This is a genomic window from Kitasatospora sp. NPDC096147 (assembly GCF_044763225.1).
GTDB lineage: Bacteria > Actinomycetota > Actinomycetes > Streptomycetales > Streptomycetaceae > Kitasatospora.
In genome coordinates, this window is record NZ_JBIWFX010000025.1 from 58,675 (window position 1) to 75,855 (window position 17,181).

Annotated in this window: 14 protein-coding genes and 1 tRNA gene; 8 read left to right on the forward strand and 7 right to left on the reverse strand. The window is 73.7% G+C overall.

All coding sequences use genetic code 11. The annotated features are described in order from the left end of the window. Window positions 1-119: 119 nt before the first annotated feature. From ettA to ACIRBX_RS37925, 3 genes are all read right to left on the reverse strand, one after another. Window positions 120-1,784, reverse strand: coding sequence for an energy-dependent translational throttle protein EttA (gene ettA / locus ACIRBX_RS37915; RefSeq protein ID WP_402304938.1), 1,665 nt, complete (start codon window positions 1,782-1,784; stop codon window positions 120-122). A 244-nt stretch (window positions 1,785-2,028) separates the two neighbouring features. Then, window positions 2,029-3,423, reverse strand: coding sequence for a Cys-Gln thioester bond-forming surface protein (locus ACIRBX_RS37920; protein WP_402304939.1), 1,395 nt, complete (start codon window positions 3,421-3,423; stop codon window positions 2,029-2,031). 326 nt (window positions 3,424-3,749) lie between these two features. Next, window positions 3,750-4,355 (reverse strand): single-stranded DNA-binding protein, encoded by a 606-nt coding sequence (locus ACIRBX_RS37925; protein WP_402304940.1) that lies wholly within the window; start codon window positions 4,353-4,355, stop codon window positions 3,750-3,752. 577 nt (window positions 4,356-4,932) lie between these two features. Here ACIRBX_RS37925 and ACIRBX_RS37930 point away from each other — a divergent pair. Then, window positions 4,933-5,008 (forward strand) — tRNA-Arg (locus tag ACIRBX_RS37930). An 86-nt stretch (window positions 5,009-5,094) separates the two neighbouring features. Here ACIRBX_RS37930 and ACIRBX_RS37935 read toward each other — a convergent pair. Further along, the gene (locus ACIRBX_RS37935; RefSeq protein WP_402304943.1) at window positions 5,095-5,739 is read right to left on the reverse strand and encodes a TetR/AcrR family transcriptional regulator; all 645 of its coding nucleotides are present in this window, start codon (window positions 5,737-5,739) and stop codon (window positions 5,095-5,097) included. A gap of 75 nt (window positions 5,740-5,814) precedes the next feature. Here ACIRBX_RS37935 and ACIRBX_RS37940 point away from each other — a divergent pair, with 75 nt between their 5' ends. The 3 genes from ACIRBX_RS37940 (at window position 5,815) to ACIRBX_RS37950 (ending at window position 7,891) form a co-directional block, all read left to right on the forward strand. Then, the gene (locus ACIRBX_RS37940; protein ID WP_402304944.1) at window positions 5,815-6,381 is read left to right on the forward strand and encodes a GNAT family N-acetyltransferase; all 567 of its coding nucleotides are present in this window, start codon (window positions 5,815-5,817) and stop codon (window positions 6,379-6,381) included. Between the two features lie 258 nt (window positions 6,382-6,639). Continuing rightward, entirely contained in the window at window positions 6,640-7,059 is a 420-nt protein-coding gene (locus tag ACIRBX_RS37945; protein WP_402304946.1) for a RidA family protein, read from the forward strand. 67 nt (window positions 7,060-7,126) lie between these two features. Further along, complete coding sequence (locus ACIRBX_RS37950) at window positions 7,127-7,891, forward strand: enoyl-CoA hydratase/isomerase family protein (RefSeq protein ID WP_402304998.1); 765 nt, start codon at window positions 7,127-7,129, stop codon at window positions 7,889-7,891. Between the two features lie 32 nt (window positions 7,892-7,923). Here the strand turns inward: ACIRBX_RS37950 and ACIRBX_RS37955 are convergent, their stop codons facing one another. Then, window positions 7,924-9,141 (reverse strand): acyl-CoA dehydrogenase family protein, encoded by a 1,218-nt coding sequence (locus ACIRBX_RS37955; RefSeq protein WP_402304948.1) that lies wholly within the window; start codon window positions 9,139-9,141, stop codon window positions 7,924-7,926. A 142-nt stretch (window positions 9,142-9,283) separates the two neighbouring features. Here ACIRBX_RS37955 and ACIRBX_RS37960 point away from each other — a divergent pair, with 142 nt between their 5' ends. Both ACIRBX_RS37960 and ACIRBX_RS37965 read left to right on the forward strand, forming a co-directional pair. Continuing rightward, the gene (locus ACIRBX_RS37960) at window positions 9,284-9,877 is read left to right on the forward strand and encodes a TetR family transcriptional regulator (RefSeq protein WP_402304951.1); all 594 of its coding nucleotides are present in this window, start codon (window positions 9,284-9,286) and stop codon (window positions 9,875-9,877) included. Between the two features lie 150 nt (window positions 9,878-10,027). Next, a complete protein-coding gene (locus ACIRBX_RS37965; protein WP_402304952.1) occupies window positions 10,028-11,527 on the forward strand; it encodes a cellulase family glycosylhydrolase in 1,500 nt (499 codons plus the stop codon). A gap of 25 nt (window positions 11,528-11,552) precedes the next feature. On the opposite strand, the gene ACIRBX_RS37970 is transcribed toward ACIRBX_RS37965, so the two are convergent. Beyond that, a complete protein-coding gene (locus tag ACIRBX_RS37970) occupies window positions 11,553-13,583 on the reverse strand; it encodes a M3 family metallopeptidase (protein WP_402304954.1) in 2,031 nt (676 codons plus the stop codon). Window positions 13,584-13,795: 212 nt separating this feature from the next. Here ACIRBX_RS37970 and ACIRBX_RS37975 point away from each other — a divergent pair, with 212 nt between their 5' ends. After that, the gene (locus ACIRBX_RS37975; protein WP_402305001.1) at window positions 13,796-15,460 is read left to right on the forward strand and encodes a bifunctional 3'-5' exonuclease/DNA polymerase; all 1,665 of its coding nucleotides are present in this window, start codon (window positions 13,796-13,798) and stop codon (window positions 15,458-15,460) included. A gap of 187 nt (window positions 15,461-15,647) precedes the next feature. Here ACIRBX_RS37975 and dhaM read toward each other — a convergent pair whose 3' ends face one another. After that, a complete protein-coding gene (dhaM, locus tag ACIRBX_RS37980) occupies window positions 15,648-16,040 on the reverse strand; it encodes a dihydroxyacetone kinase phosphoryl donor subunit DhaM (protein WP_402304957.1) in 393 nt (130 codons plus the stop codon). Window positions 16,041-16,171: 131 nt separating this feature from the next. Between dhaM and dhaK the strand changes: the two genes are divergently transcribed. Continuing rightward, window positions 16,172-17,167: a dihydroxyacetone kinase subunit DhaK gene (gene dhaK / locus ACIRBX_RS37985; protein ID WP_402304958.1), complete on the forward strand. Its 996-nt coding sequence runs from the start codon at window positions 16,172-16,174 to the stop codon at window positions 17,165-17,167. The last annotated feature ends 14 nt before the right edge of the window (window positions 17,168-17,181 follow it).

The following is a 17,181-nucleotide window of genomic DNA, read 5'->3' on the forward strand; positions in this document are numbered from 1 at the left end:
CTCTGGTGGTTTGGCGGGCGCGCGCCGGGCGGTGCCGGGGGGGGGGGGGGGGGGGGGGGGGGGGGGGGGGGGCGCGGGGGGGGGGGGGGGCCCCCCCGGACCGGTGCGCGCACCGACCGTCAGTCGCGGGTCAGCTTCTTGTAGGTGGCCCGGTGCGGGCGGGCGGCGTCGGCGCCGAGCCGCTCGATCTTGTTCTTCTCGTACGACTCGAAGTTGCCCTCGAACCAGAACCACTTGCTCTCGCCCTCGTAGGCGAGGATGTGGGTGGCCACCCGGTCCAGGAACCAGCGGTCGTGGGAGATGACCACGGCGCAGCCGGGGAACTCCAGCAGCGCGTTCTCCAGCGAGGAGAGGGTCTCGACGTCGAGGTCGTTGGTGGGCTCGTCGAGGAGCAGCAGGTTGCCGCCCTGCTTGAGGGTGAGCGCCAGGTTGAGGCGGTTGCGCTCACCACCGGAGAGCACCCCGGCCGGCTTCTGCTGGTCCGGGCCCTTGAAGCCGAACGCCGAGACGTAGGCGCGGGACGGCATCTCGACCTGGCCGACATTGATCCAGTCCAGACCGTCGGAGACGACCTCCCAGAGGGTCTTCTTCGGGTCGATGTTGGCGCGCGACTGGTCGACGTAGCTGATCTTGACCGTCTCGCCGACCTTGACCGAACCGGAGTCCGGGGTCTCCAGGTCCTGGAGCATCTTGAACAGCGTGGTCTTGCCGGCGCCGTTCGGGCCGATGATGCCGACGATGCCGTTGCGCGGCAGGGTGAAGCTGAGGTCGTCGATCAGGACCTTCTCGCCGAAGGCCTTGGAGAGGTGGTCCACCTCGATCACGACGCTGCCCAGACGCGGGCCCGGCGGGATCTGGATCTCCTCGAAGTCCAGCTTCCGCATCTTGTCGGCCTCGGCCGCCATCTCCTCGTAGCGGGCGAGGCGGGCCTTGGACTTGGCCTGGCGGCCCTTGGCGTTGGAGCGGACCCACTCCAACTCCTCCTTGAGCCGCTTGGCGCGCTTGGCGTCCTTCTGGCCCTCGACCTTGAGACGGGTCTGCTTGGTCTCCAGGTAGGTGGAGTAGTTGCCCTCGTACGGGTACGCGCGACCGCGGTCGAGCTCGAGGATCCACTCGGCGACGTTGTCCAGGAAGTACCGGTCGTGGGTGACGGCGACGACGGTGCCGGCGTACTTCTCGAGGTGCTGCTCCAGCCAGTTCACCGACTCGGCGTCCAGGTGGTTGGTGGGCTCGTCGAGGAGCAGCAGGTCGGGCGCCTCCAGGAGCAGCTTGCAGAGCGCGACGCGGCGGCGCTCACCACCGGACAGCTTGGTGACCGGCCAGTCGCCGGGCGGGCAGCCCAGCGCGTCCATGGCCTGCTCCAGCTGGGCGTCCAGGTCCCAGGCGTTGGCGTGGTCCAGGTCCTCCTGGAGCCGGCCCATCTCGTCCAGCAGGGCGTCGGAGTAGTCCGTCGCCATCAGCTCGGCGATCTCGTTGAAGCGGTCGAGCTTCCCCTTGATCTCCTTGACGCCGTCCTGGACGTTCTCCAGGACCGTCTTGGTCTCGTCGAGCGGGGGCTCCTGGAGGAGCATGCCGACGGTGAAGCCCGGCGACAGGAAGGCGTCGCCGTTGGAGGGCTGGTCCAGCCCGGCCATCATCCGCAGCACGGTGGACTTGCCGGCGCCGTTGGGGCCGACGACACCGATCTTCGCCCCGGGGAGGAAGCTCAGCGTCACGTCGTCAAGGATGACCTTGTCGCCATGGGCCTTGCGCACCTTGCGCATGGTGTAGATGTATTCCGCCACGTGAGATCGCTCCGGCGTCGTCGTGTGATGTGGGACCACCCCCGCAGTAGGGGGAGCCGATCGTTCGGCTTGCAGCGTTCCATTCTGCCGCAACGCGGCACCCGCCCCGAACCGCCCTTCCCCGAACGACCCCTGGGGCCGCCGGAAGACCGGTCCGACACGGCACCGGCCCCGCCCCCTCGACGGTGGAGGGAGCGGGGCCGGTCCGGGGCTCAGCCCTCAGGGGGCTGAGTCACCGTCAGGCTCAGGCGCGGCTGTGGCGACCACGGCGGCGCAGGGTGTAGACGGCGGCTCCACCGGCGATCACCAGCGCACCGGCGATGCCCGCGAGCAGCGGGGTCTGGCCGCCGCCACCGGTGTTGGCGAGCACCGGACCGGTCGGGGTGGCCGACGGGGTGGCCGGCTTGGTCACCGACGGGGAGGTCGACGGGGTGGCCGACGGGCTCGGGGTGGCGCTGGTGGAGACCGAGGGCTTCGGGCTCGGGGTCACGGCGGTGTCGGTCTTGCAGTTCAGCACGCCGGTGAACTTCTTCTCGAAGCCGCCGGAGCCCTTGACCGTGAGGTCGTAGGCGGTGTCCTCGGCGACCTTGACCGGGACGGTCTTGCTGCCGCCGGGCGGGACGCTGCCGGTCTGGCCGGCCAGGGTGTAGCTGAAGTCCTGATCACCGTTGTTGACGATGGTGACCACCACGGCGCCCTGGACGCAGTCGATCGCGGCGGAGGCGGCCGGGATCGGGCCGGTCGGGGCCCAGGTGACGGCGACCTCGGCGGTGGCCTTGGCCGGCTCCGAGCCGGCCAGGATCAGGGTCTGGCTGTGCACGCCGTCCAGGTTGCCGAGGAAGGCACGGCCGACGGAGACGGAGGCGGCGGTGCTGGCCTTGATGCCGGCGGTGCCGGGCTTGGCGCCGGGGGCGAGCTTGGCGTAGATCTGGTCGCCGCCCTTGGCGGTCTTGATCTCCTTGCCGTCCTTGTCCGTGACGGTCATACCGGCCTTGGCGCCGGCCTCGTCGACCGAGAGGTCCACGACCGCGCCGTTGCTGGTGACGGTGATCGGACCGAGCAGGTCGTTCACCTTGCCCGAGACGGCCGAGGGGCTGAGGCTCAGGGTCGGCTTCGGCTCGTCGAGCTTGACCGCCTTCTGGCTCAGGTACTCGGTGAGCTGGACGGCCCGGGAGTTGTTCATCGGGGTCGTGTTGAGCCCGTCCGACAGGCGCCAGATCGCGGCCTGGGTGGCGACCGCCGCGTCGTCCTCGGTGAGGCCCTCGATGCCGGAGGCCTTGGAGAGGTCCTTCGGCCCGACCTGGGGGAAGGAGTTCTTCAGGATCCAGAGGATCTTGCCGGCCTCGTTCGGCTTGTTGGCCAGCGAGGTGGAGCCCCAGCCGGCCTCGGTGTACTCGGCGTTCGGCTTGGTCGGGTTGAGCAGGTCGATGCAGTAGGTCTGCAGCTTCTTGCCGTCGGCGGTCTTGAGATCGAGGATCCCGCCCTGCAGCTGGTGGTGGTTGCCCTTGGCGTCCGTGTACTCGACGCCACCGCTGTGCCGGACACCGGGCTGCAGCACCGCCTTCGTGCCCGCGCCGTCCGCGGCGGCCGTGCCCGCCGCCGCCAGCCCGCCGCCGACCAGCATGCTCGTCGCGAGCATGACAGAGCCTATGCGGGAGAACGCCCGCCCGTGCTTCTGGAACATCTCGACCCCTCCGGGCTGGGCCTAGCCGATGGCAGCCCGCCTTGCAAAGCGACGCACCCTGTGACACCGCCGCACCAGTGTTGAACCAGACGCATCCTATTGACCGACGGGCGCCAGCAAACCTCCGTGCTGAACCAGGACGGTTCCGTATCTATATTGTTATCAAGCAGCTGATCAGCACGGTGTACTGACGATCCACCAGATTCTCACGATCAATCAGGGAGCTTTCCGCTTGGGCACTCCCCCGCCCCGGAAGTGCCCGGAGCCGGTCGATGCCGGGCTCATCCGGCGACTACTCGATCAACAGCCGCATTTCCCTCACCGCCCTGATCCAACTCACGCACACCACCAGCCACACCCTCCCCTTCCGTCACACTGGCCCCGATCGCCACCGGCGCCCGCTCCACCGCGCCGTCCGGCCCCTCCGGCCCACCCGCGGACACGGCCGCGACGATCCACTCCGGGACCACCCGCCCGACCTCGGCCGGCTCCCGGTCGGGACGGCCGCCGACCAGCTCGGGCTTGGCCCGCACCGCCCAGCGGAAGGCCGTGGTGCCGCGGCCGAGGTCGTGCCCCACGACCCGGGCGTCGATCTCCACCACGCAGCGCCGCCGCTCCGGCTCACCCCACTCCCGGACCCGCAGGCAGCCGCTGACCACCACCGGATCGCCCTTGCTCAGCGAGCTCACCACATTGGCCGCCAACCAGCGCCACGCCTTGACCGTGACCCAGCTGACGTCGCCCTCGACCCAGTCGCCCTTCTCCCGGTCGTAGCGGCGCTCGGTGGCCGCCATCCGGAAGTTGGCCACCGGCACGCCGGCGGCGGTCTGGGAGTAGTTCACCACCGTCGCGACATTGCCGATCATGGTCACCATCGACTCGTTCACCACAACACCCTCCGCCCCTCGGGAATCCGCCGGTGGAATCCCTGCGACACCGAGGCTGCCCCCTTCGCCGAAATACCCGGGAGAGTTCCGAAATCCTGTGGACAACTCGGGCATGTGGATAACCGATGTCACTCTCCGGAGTGAATCAATCGCATTTCCGACCCACCTGATGTCACCTTTTCGGGGCCATGACAAGCACTCCGCCGCCGGAGCCCCGGCCACCGGCCCGCGGAGCCTCCCGGGCCCCGCCGCCGGTCGGCCCGCCCGCCGCGCATCGCCGCACGTCACCCTGGGGACGGAAGACCGAAAACCGCCCCCACCCGTCCACCGGATCCGGGCATTCTCCGCACCGAATCCATAACAGGTGGGGAGACAGCCCCGTAACGACTGCACAACGTCCGCTGCCAGAACCCGTCAGACCGCTGCGCACCCGGCCGCCACCTGCGATTATCGGACCGCTCAACCGGCTCGACACACCCAGCGCGGTGCTTGAAGACCCGGACGAGTATCTGGGCACCCTTATCCTGTCCCGGACCTCGCAGGCCGACCGAAGCCCTCCCCGGGCCGATGTCGTCACGCCCCCATAGCTCAGCGGATAGAGCACCCGCCTTCTAAGCGGTAGGTCGCAGGTTCGAATCCTGCTGGGGGCACCACCGTCCCGCCCGGCCCGCCGTGCCCGCCCCGGCCAACACCGGCCGACACCGGCAGCGCCCGTTCGGAGCTGACTCGGAGCCGGGGCTCAGAGCTGACTCAGGTACCCGTCCAGCAGCGCCTCCTGACGCTCCACCGGGAACTCCTCCGGCGACAGCAGCGCCTGCACCACCAGCCCGAGCGCGAACGCCTGCGCCGAGGCCGCGACCTCCTCCGCCGGCCGCTCCGAGGACACCTCCCCGGCCCGTTGGGCGGCCTCCACCAGCGCGGTGTTGCGCGCCCTGGCCCGCCGGTAGCGGTCGGCGTGCTGCGCCGCCAGGTCCGGATCGGCCAGCGCGGTGTCCCAGGAGCTCACCCAGATCCGGTTCCCGGTCACCGACTCCGGCGTGGTCGGCAGGCAGTCGAGCAGCACCTCCCGGAGCCGGGCCAGCCCCTCGGCCGGCGGGGCCGCACCCGCCGCACCCGCCCCGCCCTCCCCGCCGGCCCGCTCGGCCGCCCGCTCCGCGTCCGGGCGCAGCCGGTCCGCCGCGTCACGGTCCAGCAGGTCCAGCGCGTACGCGAGCAGTGCCCGCTTGTTCGGGAAGTAGTGCGTGAGCAGTCCGGTGCTGGCGCCGAGCTCGGCCGCCACCGAACGGAGCGTCAGACCGCCGAAGCCCCGCTCGGCGAGCACCCGCCAGACGGCTGCTGATACGTCGTTCCGGCGGGCGGCGTGGTCTCCACGGGCGGGCGGCATGGCGCTATGGTACCTACCAAACGTTTGTTATGCATGTACGACCAGCCGCCGCACCAGCCGCCCACAGGAGGCACCGTGTTCGCCGTTCCCCTCGCCGATGACGCCGAGCTGCGCCCGTTGGAGCCCTGGCAGGCCGAGGAGTTCCTCGCCCACATGGACCGGGCCCGTGACAACGTGAACCCCTACGTCCCCTGGGCGACCCGGTCCACCGATCTGGCGACCGCCACCGCCACCCTCCAGGGCTTCGCCGACCGGAAGGCGGCCGACGCCCGGCAGCTGTTCGGCATCTGGCTGGACGGCACGCTGGTCGGCGGCGTGATGTTCGTGGCCTTCGACGCCGAGCAGGGCACCTGCGAGATCGGTGCCTGGACCGAGCCCGCCGGGCAGGGCCGGGGCCTGATCAGCGCCGCCACCGCCCGGCTGCTCGACTACGCCTTCGCCGAGCGCGGGCTGTACCGGGCGGAGTGGCTGAACAGCTCGGTCAACCCGCGCAGCCGCGCGGTCGCCCGGGGCCTCGGCTTCCACCTCGACGGCGTGCTCCGCCAGTCCGCGCTCTACCGGGGCGAGCGGCTGGACTACGAGGTCTGGTCGATCCTGGCCCCGGAGTGGGCCGCGAAGCGGGGTGGCCAGGATGCTGCCTGACCTCGCGTGGACTGTGTGGGGCCCGGCGCCCGGGCCGGCGGCGACACCACGGCGCATGGAGCGGCCGGACCCGCGGAGCACGGCGGGCCCGTGGAGCACGGCGGGCCCGTCGAGCACGGCGGGGCGGGCGGGACGGGGCCGCCGGAAAAGCGGGTGACAGGCCGGGCCGGACGCCCGAGGATCGGAGGTCGTCCGGCCCGGTCGGCCCCGACCGGCCCGCCCACCGGGCAGTTGCTGCCCCGACCGGTCGGAGTCCCGATGGCCAAGCACCAGACCGTCCCCGCGCTCTTCCCGCCGCCGGGCTACGCGCACACCGCCGTGGTGGAGGCCGGGGAGCGGCTGGCCTTCCTGGCGGGTGGCGTGCCGCTGGACCGGGACGGCGAGTTGGTCGGGCCCGGGGATCCGGTGGCCCAGACCCGTCAGGTGCTGGCCAACCTGGCCACCGCGCTGGCCTCGGTCGGCAGTTCGCTGGACCGGGTGGTGGCCTCCACCGTCTACGTGGTGGCCGACCGGCCCGGGCCGCTCTCCGAGGTCTGGGCGGTGGTGGACGCCTCGGCGCTGCACGACGGCCCGCACACCTCGACCCTGCTCGGGGTCTCCACCCTCGGCTACACCGGGCAGTTGGTGGAGATCACAGTCACCGCCGTGGTGCCGGAGGCTCCGGCCGTGGAAGGCTGAGCCGACTCATCCTCAGGAGGCGGCCTTGACCGAGCAGTCCGACGGCGCCCGGCCCGGCGCGGAGCGCATCGACACCGGCGTGCCCGGCCTGCGGGCCGACGTGGCCGGGCCGGTCGCCACCCTCGTGCTGGACCGCCCGGAGCGGCGCAACGCCGTGACGCTCGCGATGTGGCGCGCACTCCCCGGCGTGCTCGGCCGGCTGGCCGACACGCCGGGGGTGCGCGCGTTGCTGCTGACCGGCGCGGGCGGCACCTTCAGCGCCGGGGCGGACATCGCCGAGCTCTCCGAGGTCTACGCCGACCCGGACCGGGCCGACGCCTACCACGCGGAGAACGTCGCCGCCGAGCAGGCGCTGGCCGCCTTCCCGCACCCCACCATCGCCGTGGTGCACGGCCACTGCGTGGGCGGCGGCTGCCAGTTGGCGGTCGCCTGCGACCTGCGCTTCGTCGCCCACGACGCCCGGCTCGGGATCACCCCGGCCAAGCTGGGCGTGGTCTACCCGGCGGTGCCGACCACCCGGCTGGCCCGGCTGGTCGGCCCGGCCCGGGCCAAGTACCTGCTGTTCTCGGGTGAGTTGGTGGACGCCCGGCGGGCCGAGCTGTTCGGGCTGGCCGACGAGGTGCACCCGGCGGCCGAACTGGACGCCCGGGCGCACGCGTTCGCCACCCTGCTGGCCTCCCGGTCGCCGCAGACCCTGGGAGCGGCCAAGGCCGCCCTGGAGGCCGAGGACCCGCACGCCGCCCTCGCCCCCTGGGAGCGGAAGTCCCGGCTCGCCCCGGACGTCCGCGAGGGCCTGGCCGCCTTCCTGGAGCGCCGCCCGCCCGCCTTCTGACGACCCGTCGGCCCGGCCGGTCCGGCGCCGGGTCAGCGGATCGGCATTCCCGAGACGGCCCGGGCGATCACCAGTCGCTGGATCTCGCTGGTGCCCTCGAAGATCGTGTAGATCGCGCTGTCCCGGTGCATCCGCTCCACCGGGTACTCCCGGGTGTAGCCGTTCCCGCCGAGCAGCTGCATCGCCTGCGAGGTCACGTACTTGGCGGTCTCACCGGCGTAGAGCTTGGACATCGAGCCCTCCGCCGAGGTGAACGGCTGGTTGGTGGCGGCCATCCAGGAGGCCCGCCAGACCAGCAGCCGCGAGGCGTCGATCCGGGTCTTCATGTCGGCCAGCTGGAAGGCCACGCCCTGGTTGTCGATGATCGGGCGGCCGAACTGCACCCGGGTCTTCGCGTAGTCCAGCGCCACCTCGTAGGCGGCCCGGGCGATGCCGATGGCCTGCGCGCCGACCGCCGGACGGGACGCCTCGAAGGTGGCCATCGCCGCGTTCTTGCCGCCCTTGCGGACGCCCTCGCGGGCCCGGGCCAGCCGTTCGTCCAGCTTCTCCTTGCCGCCGAGCAGGCAGCCGCCCGGCACCCGGACCCCGTCCAGCACGACCTCGGCGGTGTGCGAGGCGCGGATGCCGTGCTTCTTGAACTTCTGACCCTGGCTCAGACCGGGGGTGCCGGGCGGCACCACGAAGGAGGCCTGCCCGCGCGCGCCCAGCTCCGGGTCCACGGTGGCCACCACCACGTGGACGTGGGCGATGCCGCCGTTGGTGGCCCAGGTCTTGGTGCCGTTCAGCACCCACTCGTCCTTGGCCTCGTCGTAGACGGCCCGGGTGCGCAGCGCCGAGACGTCCGAGCCGGCGTCGGGCTCGGAGGAGCAGAAGGCGGCCAGCTTGACGTCCTCGGGGGTGCCGAACATCTGCGGCGCCCAGGTGCCGATCTGCTCGTCGGTGCCGTTGGCCAGCACCGCGACGGCGGCCAGCGTGGTGCCGGTGATGGCCAGGCCGAGGCCCGCGTCGCCCCAGAACAGCTCCTCCATGGCGATCGGGATGCCCACGCCGGAGGGGTCGAAGAACTGCTGGGCGTAGAAGTCCAGCGAGTAGATGCCGAGCTTGGCCGCCTCCTGGATGACCGGCCAGGGGGTCTCCTCGCGCTCGTCCCACTCGGCGGCGGCCGGGCGCATCACGTCGGCGGCGAAGCCGTGCAGCCAGTCCCGGACGGCGAGTTGGTCCGGGCCGGGGTCGAGGGAGAAGGTGCTCATTCGGGGTGGCCTCCGGTCGGTGTCGTCCCATGCCGTGGGGTGTTACCCCCGGTAACATGCCCGGAGTCTGCTACTGATTGGTACGCCTGTCAACGGCCGCCACCACCCCCGTCCCGCCCCACCCCGCCCCGAGGAGCACCCCATGCCGGACGAGCCCCGCCGCGAGCAGTTGCTGAACGCCGCCGACCGGGTCGTGCAGCGGGACGGCCCGGGCGCCAGCATGAACGCCATCGCCGCCGAGGCCGGGATCACCAAGCCGATCCTCTACCGCCACTTCGGCGACCGGAACGGCCTGATCGGAGCCCTGACGGAGCGTCACACCGGCGGCCTGCTGGCCGCCGTCCGGGCCGCGCTGAACGAGCCGCTGGAGCGCCGCGACCGGGTGGAGCACGTGCTGGACGTCTACCTGGCCGGCATCGAGTCCCGCCCGCAGGTCTACCGGCTGATCACCCAGGGCGGCGACCAGGACCGGGCGGCCGGCCAGGCGCTGGCCCCGGCGCTCCAGCAGATCGCCGACGAGATCACCAAGGCGGTGCAGGCCCAGGTGGACCTCGGCCCGGACGGGCCGCTGCTCTCCGAGACCTGGGGCCGGGCGATCACCGGCATGGTGCTGGCCGCCGGGGACTGGTGGCTGGACCAGCGCCCGTGCTCCCGGGCCCGGATGGTGCAGGCACTGGCCGATCTGCTCTGGGGCCGGCTGGCCGCCGCCGCCCCGCTGCCGGGTGCGCTCGGCTGATCCGGTGAATGTGAGCCTGCCTCACCTCTTGTGGGCGCCCGGGGGCTGGGGCAGGATCGGCGCACCCGCCTGGCCCGGTCCGACGCTCGGCGTCCGGCCGGGCCGGCCCCGGCGGGCACCGTCGGACAGGCCCCAACCGCGAGGTGACCCGTGCGTGCTCGCCGTACCGCCGCCGCTCTCTCCCTGGCCGCAGCCACCGCCCTGACCGGCCTGGCCGCCCCCACCACCGCCACCGCCTCGACCACCGCCTCGACCTCGGCCCACCAGCAGCAACTGCCCTTCCCCACCGGCACGGTGACCACCACCGACGGCCGCACCCACCTCACCGACGGGTCCGGCCGGGTGCTCCGGCTGCACGGCTTCAACGTGGACAAGTACGCCGAGGTGACCGAGGCCGACCTGCGGGCCGCCGCCGACCAGGGCTTCACCCTGATCCGGGTGGCGATCTCCTGGAACCGGCTGGAGCCCACTCGGGGACGCCTGGACCGTGCCGAACTGGCCCGCCTGCACCGGGTGTTGGACTGGGCCGAGAAGTACCGCCTGCTCGCCCTGGTCGACTTCCACCAGGACGTCTACGGGCCGAAGTTCGGCGGCGGCGACCGGGGCATCCCGCTCTGGGCCACCCGGGACGACGGGCTGCCGTTCGAGGAGGACCCGGACGACTGGTTCGCCGGGTACTACCAGCCGGCCGTGCAGGCCGCCTTCACCCACCTCTACGACGACGCCGACCTGCGCCGCTGGCAGGCCGACTTCTACACCCGGCTGGCCCGCGAACTCCGGGGCCACGGCTCGCTGCTGGGCTACGACCTGTTCAACGAGCCGTCCGGCCCGATCCCCGGCGACCCGACCGACCCGGCCGTCCTGGTGGCCGCCTCGGCCGCGCTGGAGCGCGACCGGCTGCCCGCGATGTACCGGCGGCTGATCCAGGCGGTGCGCCAAGTGGACTCCCGCGCCTGGCTGTTCGTCGAGCCGACGGTGCTGGTCGGCCTCGGCGTACCCACCGAGCTGCCGGCCTTCGCCGACCCGCGCCCGGGCGCCGACCGGATCGGGTACGCGCCGCACTTCTACGACACCGCCGTCGAGGCCGGGCAGGACTGGGACCCGTCCGGCGGCTTCGTGGAGGACTACCAGGCGGCCGTCACCGCCTACCCGCGGGCCCACCGGCTGCCGGTGATCGTCGGCGAGTGGGGCCCGCCGAGCGCCCGCACGCCGGGCAACCGCGAGCTGGTGCGGCGGCAGACCGCCGCGATGTCGTCCTTCGCCGACGGCTGGGCCATGTGGTACTGGTGCCGGGGCAACGGCGGCTACTGCGCCCTCGACCCGCAGGGCCGCCCGGCCCCCGGCCACGAGCCCGCCTTCGCCCCCTACGCCCGGGCGCTGGCCGGCACCCCGCAGGCCGAGCGCTTCGAGGACGGCGGCTACGTGCTCACCTTCACCACCGCCGGCCACCCGGTGGGCGGCGGCGGGTGGAGCGAGATCACGCTGCCCGCCACCGCCTACCCGAACGGCGCCAGGGTCACCGTCTCCGGTACCCGGGTCCCGGTGCTGGACGTCCGGCAGCCCCGGGACGGCCGGGCCGGCACCGCCCGGGTGCTGCTCCCGGCGGCCCGCCCCGGCACGGTGGTCACGGTCCGGATCACCGGCCGGTAGCGGGCCCTGACGCGGGGTCGGGCGGTCAGCCGTCCAGCCCCCGGCGGGCCAGCAGCGGCGCCAGCTCCGGCGCCCGGCCCACCACGTTCTCGAAGCAGGTCAGCGCGTCCACGCTGCCGCCCCGGGAGAGCAGCTCGGCCCGGAAGGTCTCGCCGCTCTCCCGGACGCCGCGGCCGTTCGCCCCGAACCAGCGGACGGTGTCGGCGTCCAGCACCTCGGACCAGATGTAGGCGTAGTACCCGGCGCTGTAGTCGTTCGAGAACACGTGGCTGAAGTAGGTGGTCCGGTAGCGCGGCGGGATCAGCGGCTCGGCCAGCCCGGCCTTCGCCAGCGCGGCGGCCTCGAACTCCCGCGCGTCCGGCACCGCTTCGCCGACCGGCAGGGTGTGCCAGGCCCAGTCCAGCAGCGCCGCCGCCAGGTACTCCACCGTCCGGAAGCCGTAGCCGAACTTCTCGGTGGCGGCCATCCGCTCCACCAGCTCGGCCGGCAGCGGCTCGCCGCTCTCGTGGTGCCGGGCGTAGTTGGCCAGCACCTCGGGGTGGGTCATCCACATCTCGTTGACCTGCGAGGGGAACTCCACGAAGTCGCGCGGCACCTCGGTGCCCGCGAAGAACGGGAAGCGCACCGCCGAGAACAGCCCGTGCAGCGCGTGGCCGAACTCGTGGAACAGCGTCCGCACCTCGTCCCAGCTGAGCAGGGCGGGCTCGCCGTCGGCCGGGTGGGCGATGTTGAGGTTGTTCACCACCACCGGCCGCTGGTCCAGCAGCCCGGACTGCTGCACCAGTTCGTTCATCCAGGCGCCGCCGCCCTTGGACTCGCGGGCGAAGAAGTCCCCGACGAACAGGCCCAGTCCGGTGCCGTCCGCCTCGAACACCTCGAAGACCCGGGCGTCCGGGTGGTAGGCCGTCAGATCGGGCCGCTCGGTGAAGGTCAGCCCGTAGGCCAGGTTGGCGGCGAAGAACACGCCGTCCCGCAGCACCCGCTCCAGCTCGAAGTACGGGCGCAGCGCGGAGCTGTCCAGCCGGTACTCGGCCTGCCGGACCTTCTCCGCGTAGAACTGCCAGTCGTGCGCCCCGAAGTCGGTGACCCCGTCGGCCCGTTCGGCGTGCGCGGCCAGCTGCTCCGCCTCCTTGCGGGCGTTCGCCACGGCCGGCGGGATCAGCTTGGCGAACAGCTCCTCCACCGCCTCCACGGTGCCGGCCGTCTCGTCCGCCACCACGTACGCGGCATGGCTCGGGTAGCCCAGCAGGGCCGCCCGCTCGGCCCGCAGCGCGGCCAGCTCGGCCGCCAGCGGGCCGTTCGCCTCCACCGCCCGGTCCAGCGAGGCCGCCATCAGCCGGGCCCGCACCGCACGGTCGGTCAGCTCGGCCAGCTCCGACTGGTTGGAGAAGTTCTTCAGGCTCAGCACGTACGTGCCGTCCCGGCCCAGGGCCCGCCCGTTGGCGGCGGCCGCCGCCACCGCGTCCGGGGCCAGCCCGGCCAGCTGCTCGGCGCCGTCCAGCACCAGCGCGTTGGCCCGGGTGCCGGTGAACACGTTCTGCCGGAACGCCGACTCCCCCGCCGCCAGGCGGGAGTTCAGGTCCCGCATCCGCTGCTGCTGCGCCTCGTCGAGGCGGACACCGGCCCGGACGAAGCGCGCGTGGTGACGCTCCAGCAGCCGCACCGACTCCGGGTCCAGGCCGAGGCCGTCCCGCTGCTCGTACAGCGCGTCGAAGCGCGCGAACAGCGCCCGGTCCAGCAGGATCGCGTCCCGGTGCGCGGCCAGCCGGGGGCTCAGCTCGGCGTCCAGCTCCTGGAGCGCCGGGTCGGTGTCGGAGGCGTTCTTGTTGTCGAAGACCAGCCGGACCCGGCGCAGCAGCGCGCCCGAACGCTCCATCGCCTCCACCGTGTTGGCGAAGCTCGGCGGCTCGGTGGTGGCCGCGATGGCGGCCGTCTCGGCGAGCTGGTCCGCCATGCCGCGCTCGAAGGCGGGCAGGTAGTGCTCTTCCCGGATCTCGGCGAAGGGCGGCAGTTCGTACGCCAGGGTGCTCGGCGCGAAGAAGGGATTGTCCGTCATGCCCGCGACCATATCGCCCGACCGGGCGGCGCAGGCAGGCGGAGGAGCAGGACCGGCCACCGGGGGGCCGGGGCGGGCCCGGAGCGCCCCGGACCGCCTCGACACCGTACGACCCCCGCCTGACCTGCGCTGTCGGTGGCGGGCGGTAGCGTCGGGACCGGAAGTCCGTTCCGGTCCGTGTGAGGAGGCCCGTCGTGGTGGCGAGGATCGCGATGGTGCCCGCCGAGCACGGCCCCGGCGGGCGGCTGCAGGAGCTGGCCGAGGACGGCCGCCCGGTGGGCGGCCCGGTGCGGGTGGCCGACCTCGCCGCGGCGGTGGCCGAGCGGGAGGCCGCCGAGGCACCCCGCTGGGTGTTCGCCTCGGCCGAGAGCGCCTACGCGCCGCTGCTGCCGCAGCGCCTGGCGAGGTGTCACGACCTGCGCCTGGTCGAGCCGCTGCTGCTCGGCCACGAGGGCCGCTGGGGCGCGCCCCGCAGCCTCGGCGCGGCCTGGGCCCGGATCAACGGCACCCCCGTTCCGGCCGACCTCCCCGAGGCCGGCGGCGGCGAGGAGCAGGACAGCCTGTTCGCCCCCGACCGCCTCCAACTCCCGCCCGGCACCGACCCGCTGGCCGCCGTGGTGGCCGTGCACGCCGACCAGCTGCGCCGGATCGCCGAGACCGAGCACCCGGGCCGGTTCCGGCTGCTGGTGGCCGCCGAGTCGGCCGGCGGCCTGCTGGCGGCCGAGATGGCGCACGACGGCCTGCCCTGGCGGGCCGACCTGCACGACCGGCTGCTCACCGACCTGCTCGGCCCCCGCCCGCACGTCCCCGGCACCCAGCCCAAGCTGCTGGCCGACCTGGCCGTCGAGCTCCAGCGCGCGCTCGGCGGGCGCCCGTTCAACCCGGACTCGCACACCCAGGTGCTCAAGGCCTTCGCCGACCAGGGCATCCGGCTGACCTCGACCCGCAGTTGGGAGGTGCGCGCCGTCGACCACCCGGCCGCACCGCTGCTGATCCGGTACAAGGAGCTGTCCCGGATCCACGCCGCGCACGGCTGGGCCTGGCAGGACACCTGGGCGCGCGGCGGCCGGTTCCGGCCCGAGTACGTGGTCGGCGGGGTGGTCTCCGGGAGGTGGGCCAGCCGGGGCGGCGGGGCGCTGCAGATCCCCCGGGTGCTGCGCGGCTCGGTGGTGGCCGACCCGGGCTGGTCGCTGGTGGTGGCGGACGCCGCCCAGCTGGAGCCCCGGGTGCTGGCCGCGCTCTCCGAGGACGCCGGGCTGGCCCGCAGCGCGGCCGGCGGCGACCTCTACACCGCACTGGCCGCCACCGCCTTCCAGGGCGACCGGGAGAAGGCCAAGCTCGGCCTGCTCGGCGCGATGTACGGCCAGACCAGCGGCGACATCGGCCCGCTGCTGGCCACCCTGCGCCGCCGCTACCCCGCCGCGATGGGCTACGTCGAGTCGGCCGCCCGGACCGGCGAGGAGGGCGGCATCGTCCGCTCCCGGCTGGGCCGCACCTGCCCGCCGCCCTCGGCGGACTGGCTCGACCTCACCGAGGCCCCGGACACCGCCGGGGAGGCCGGCGGCCGTTCGGCCCGGGCCCGGGGGCGGTTCACCCGCAACTTCGTGATCCAGGCCAGCGGGGCGGACTGGGCGCTGGCCCTGCTCGCCGCGCTGCGCCGCCGGCTGGCCGGCCTGGCGGCCGGGCCGGACCGGCCGCACCTGGTGTTCTTCCAGCACGACGAGGTGATGGTGCACACCCCGACCGACCTGGCGGACGCGGTGGCCACCGCCGTGGAGGAGAGCGCGGAGGAGGCCAGGCGGCTGGTCTTCGGCGACACCCCGGTGCGCTTCCCGCTCTCCACCGCCGTGGTGGACAGCTACGCCGACGCCAAGTAGGGCCGGGCCTTCCTGACGGTGGATCACGGCCGGGGGCCGGGTCCACCGCGCGGACGGGCACGCCCGGAGGCTCCTGCCCGAGGGCGGCCATCGTGGCAGCCCGTCGCCGGGTCTCCGCACCGCCCCCACCCCCGCCGCCCCGGGCCGCCGCCGCCCGCCCGACGGACGGCGCCCGCCCGACGGTCCGTCAGAGCTTGCGGAAGCCCCGGGCGTCCTCGGCCGCCGCCACCACCTCGGCCAGGCACGCCCCGGTGGAAGCGGTGACCACGGCGGCCACCGCACCCTCCACGAACGGCGCGTCCACCAGCCGCACCCCCGGCTTCGGATGGTCCTCCAGCGCCGCGGCCGTGGTCAGCACCGAGCTGCCGAGATCGGCCAGCACCACCACCCCCGCCGGGCTCCAGGCCGCCGCCACCTCCCGCACGATCAGGTCATAGCTGGTGCCCAGCCCGCCGTCCTCGGTGCCCGCCGCCAGCCGTACCGCCACCTGCCCGGAGCCCAGTTCGGCCAGCAGGTCACCGAGCCCGGCGGCCAGGCCGGGGCTGTGCGAGACCAGGACGATGCCCACGTGGTTGCCCATCCCCCGACCCTAGCGGCGGGTCCCCCGGCTGCCCAGACGACCGGATCGCGCCGAGCGTGTCGGATCTCCCCGCCCGGCCGGCCCGGTTGGCGTACCGTCGGCCGCAGCACCCGTTCGAGGGAGGACCACCGGTGAAGAAGCTGATCAACGCCCCGGAGGACGTGCTCGCCGACGCCCTGGCCGGATTCGCCGCCGCCCACCCGGAGCTGACGGTGGACCGGGAGCAGCGGGTGATCCGCCGCTCCGCCCGGCCGGCCGTCCCCAAGGTCGCCCTGGTCTCCGGCGGCGGCTCCGGGCACGAGCCGCTCCACGGCGGCTTCGTCGGCCCCGGCATGCTGGACGCGGCCTGCCCAGGCGAGGTCTTCACCTCCCCCGTGCCGGACCAACTGCTGGCCGCTGCCCGGTCCGTGCACAGCGGCGCGGGCGTGCTCTTCGTGGTGAAGAACTACACCGGCGACGTGCTCAACTTCGAGCTGGCCGCCGAACTCGCCGCCGAGGAGGGCATCGAGGTCCGCACCGTGCTGGTGAACGACGACGTCGCGGTCGAGGACTCCACCTGGACGGCCGGGCGGCGCGGCACCGGCGCCACCGTGCTGGTCGAGAAGTGCGCCGGGGCGCTCGCCGAACGGGGCGCGCCGCTCGACGCGGTGGCCGCCCTCGGTGCCCGGGTGAACGCCGCCTCCCGCTCCTTCGCCATCGCCCTGACCGCCGCCACCACCCCGGCCGCCGGCAAGCCCGGCTTCGACCTCCCCGAGGACGAGATCGAGGTCGGCGTCGGCATCCACGGCGAGCCGGGCCGCCGCCGCGCACCGCTGCGCCCGGCCGCCGTGCTCGCCACCGAGGTGGTCGACACCGTCCTCGCCGACCACCACCTCGTCCCCGGCGACCAGGTGATCGCCCTGCTGAACGGCCTCGGCGCCACCCCGCTGCTGGAGCTCTACGTCCTGTTCGGCACCGTCCGCGACCGCCTCGCCGAACGCGGCGTCACCATCGCCCGCAGCCTGGTCGGCAACTACGTCACCAGCCTCGACATGGCCGGCTTCTCCCTCACCCTCACCAGGGCCGACCCGGAGCTCCTCGACCTCTGGGACGCCCCCGCCTCCACCCCCGCCCTGCACCGCCCCTGAGAGGACGTCAGCCC

Bases quoted from the DNA above. Each gene is read 5' to 3' on its own strand.
- ACIRBX_RS37920 (WP_402304939.1), bottom strand. From the start codon at position 3,423: ATGCTCGCGACGAGCATGCTGGTCGGCGGCGGGCTGGCGGCGGCGGGC.
- ACIRBX_RS37935 (WP_402304943.1), bottom strand. From the start codon at position 5,739: ATGCCGCCCGCCCGTGGAGACCACGCCGCCCGCCGGAACGACGTATCA.
- ACIRBX_RS37945 (WP_402304946.1), top strand. From the start codon at position 6,640: ATGGCCAAGCACCAGACCGTCCCCGCGCTCTTCCCGCCGCCGGGCTAC.
- ACIRBX_RS37955 (WP_402304948.1), bottom strand. From the start codon at position 9,141: ATGAGCACCTTCTCCCTCGACCCCGGCCCGGACCAACTCGCCGTCCGG.
- ACIRBX_RS37960 (WP_402304951.1), top strand. From the start codon at position 9,284: ATGCCGGACGAGCCCCGCCGCGAGCAGTTGCTGAACGCCGCCGACCGG.
- ACIRBX_RS37970 (WP_402304954.1), bottom strand. From the start codon at position 13,583: ATGACGGACAATCCCTTCTTCGCGCCGAGCACCCTGGCGTACGAACTG.
- ACIRBX_RS37975 (WP_402305001.1), top strand. From the start codon at position 13,796: ATGGTGCCCGCCGAGCACGGCCCCGGCGGGCGGCTGCAGGAGCTGGCC.
- dhaM (WP_402304957.1), bottom strand. From the start codon at position 16,040: ATGGGCAACCACGTGGGCATCGTCCTGGTCTCGCACAGCCCCGGCCTG.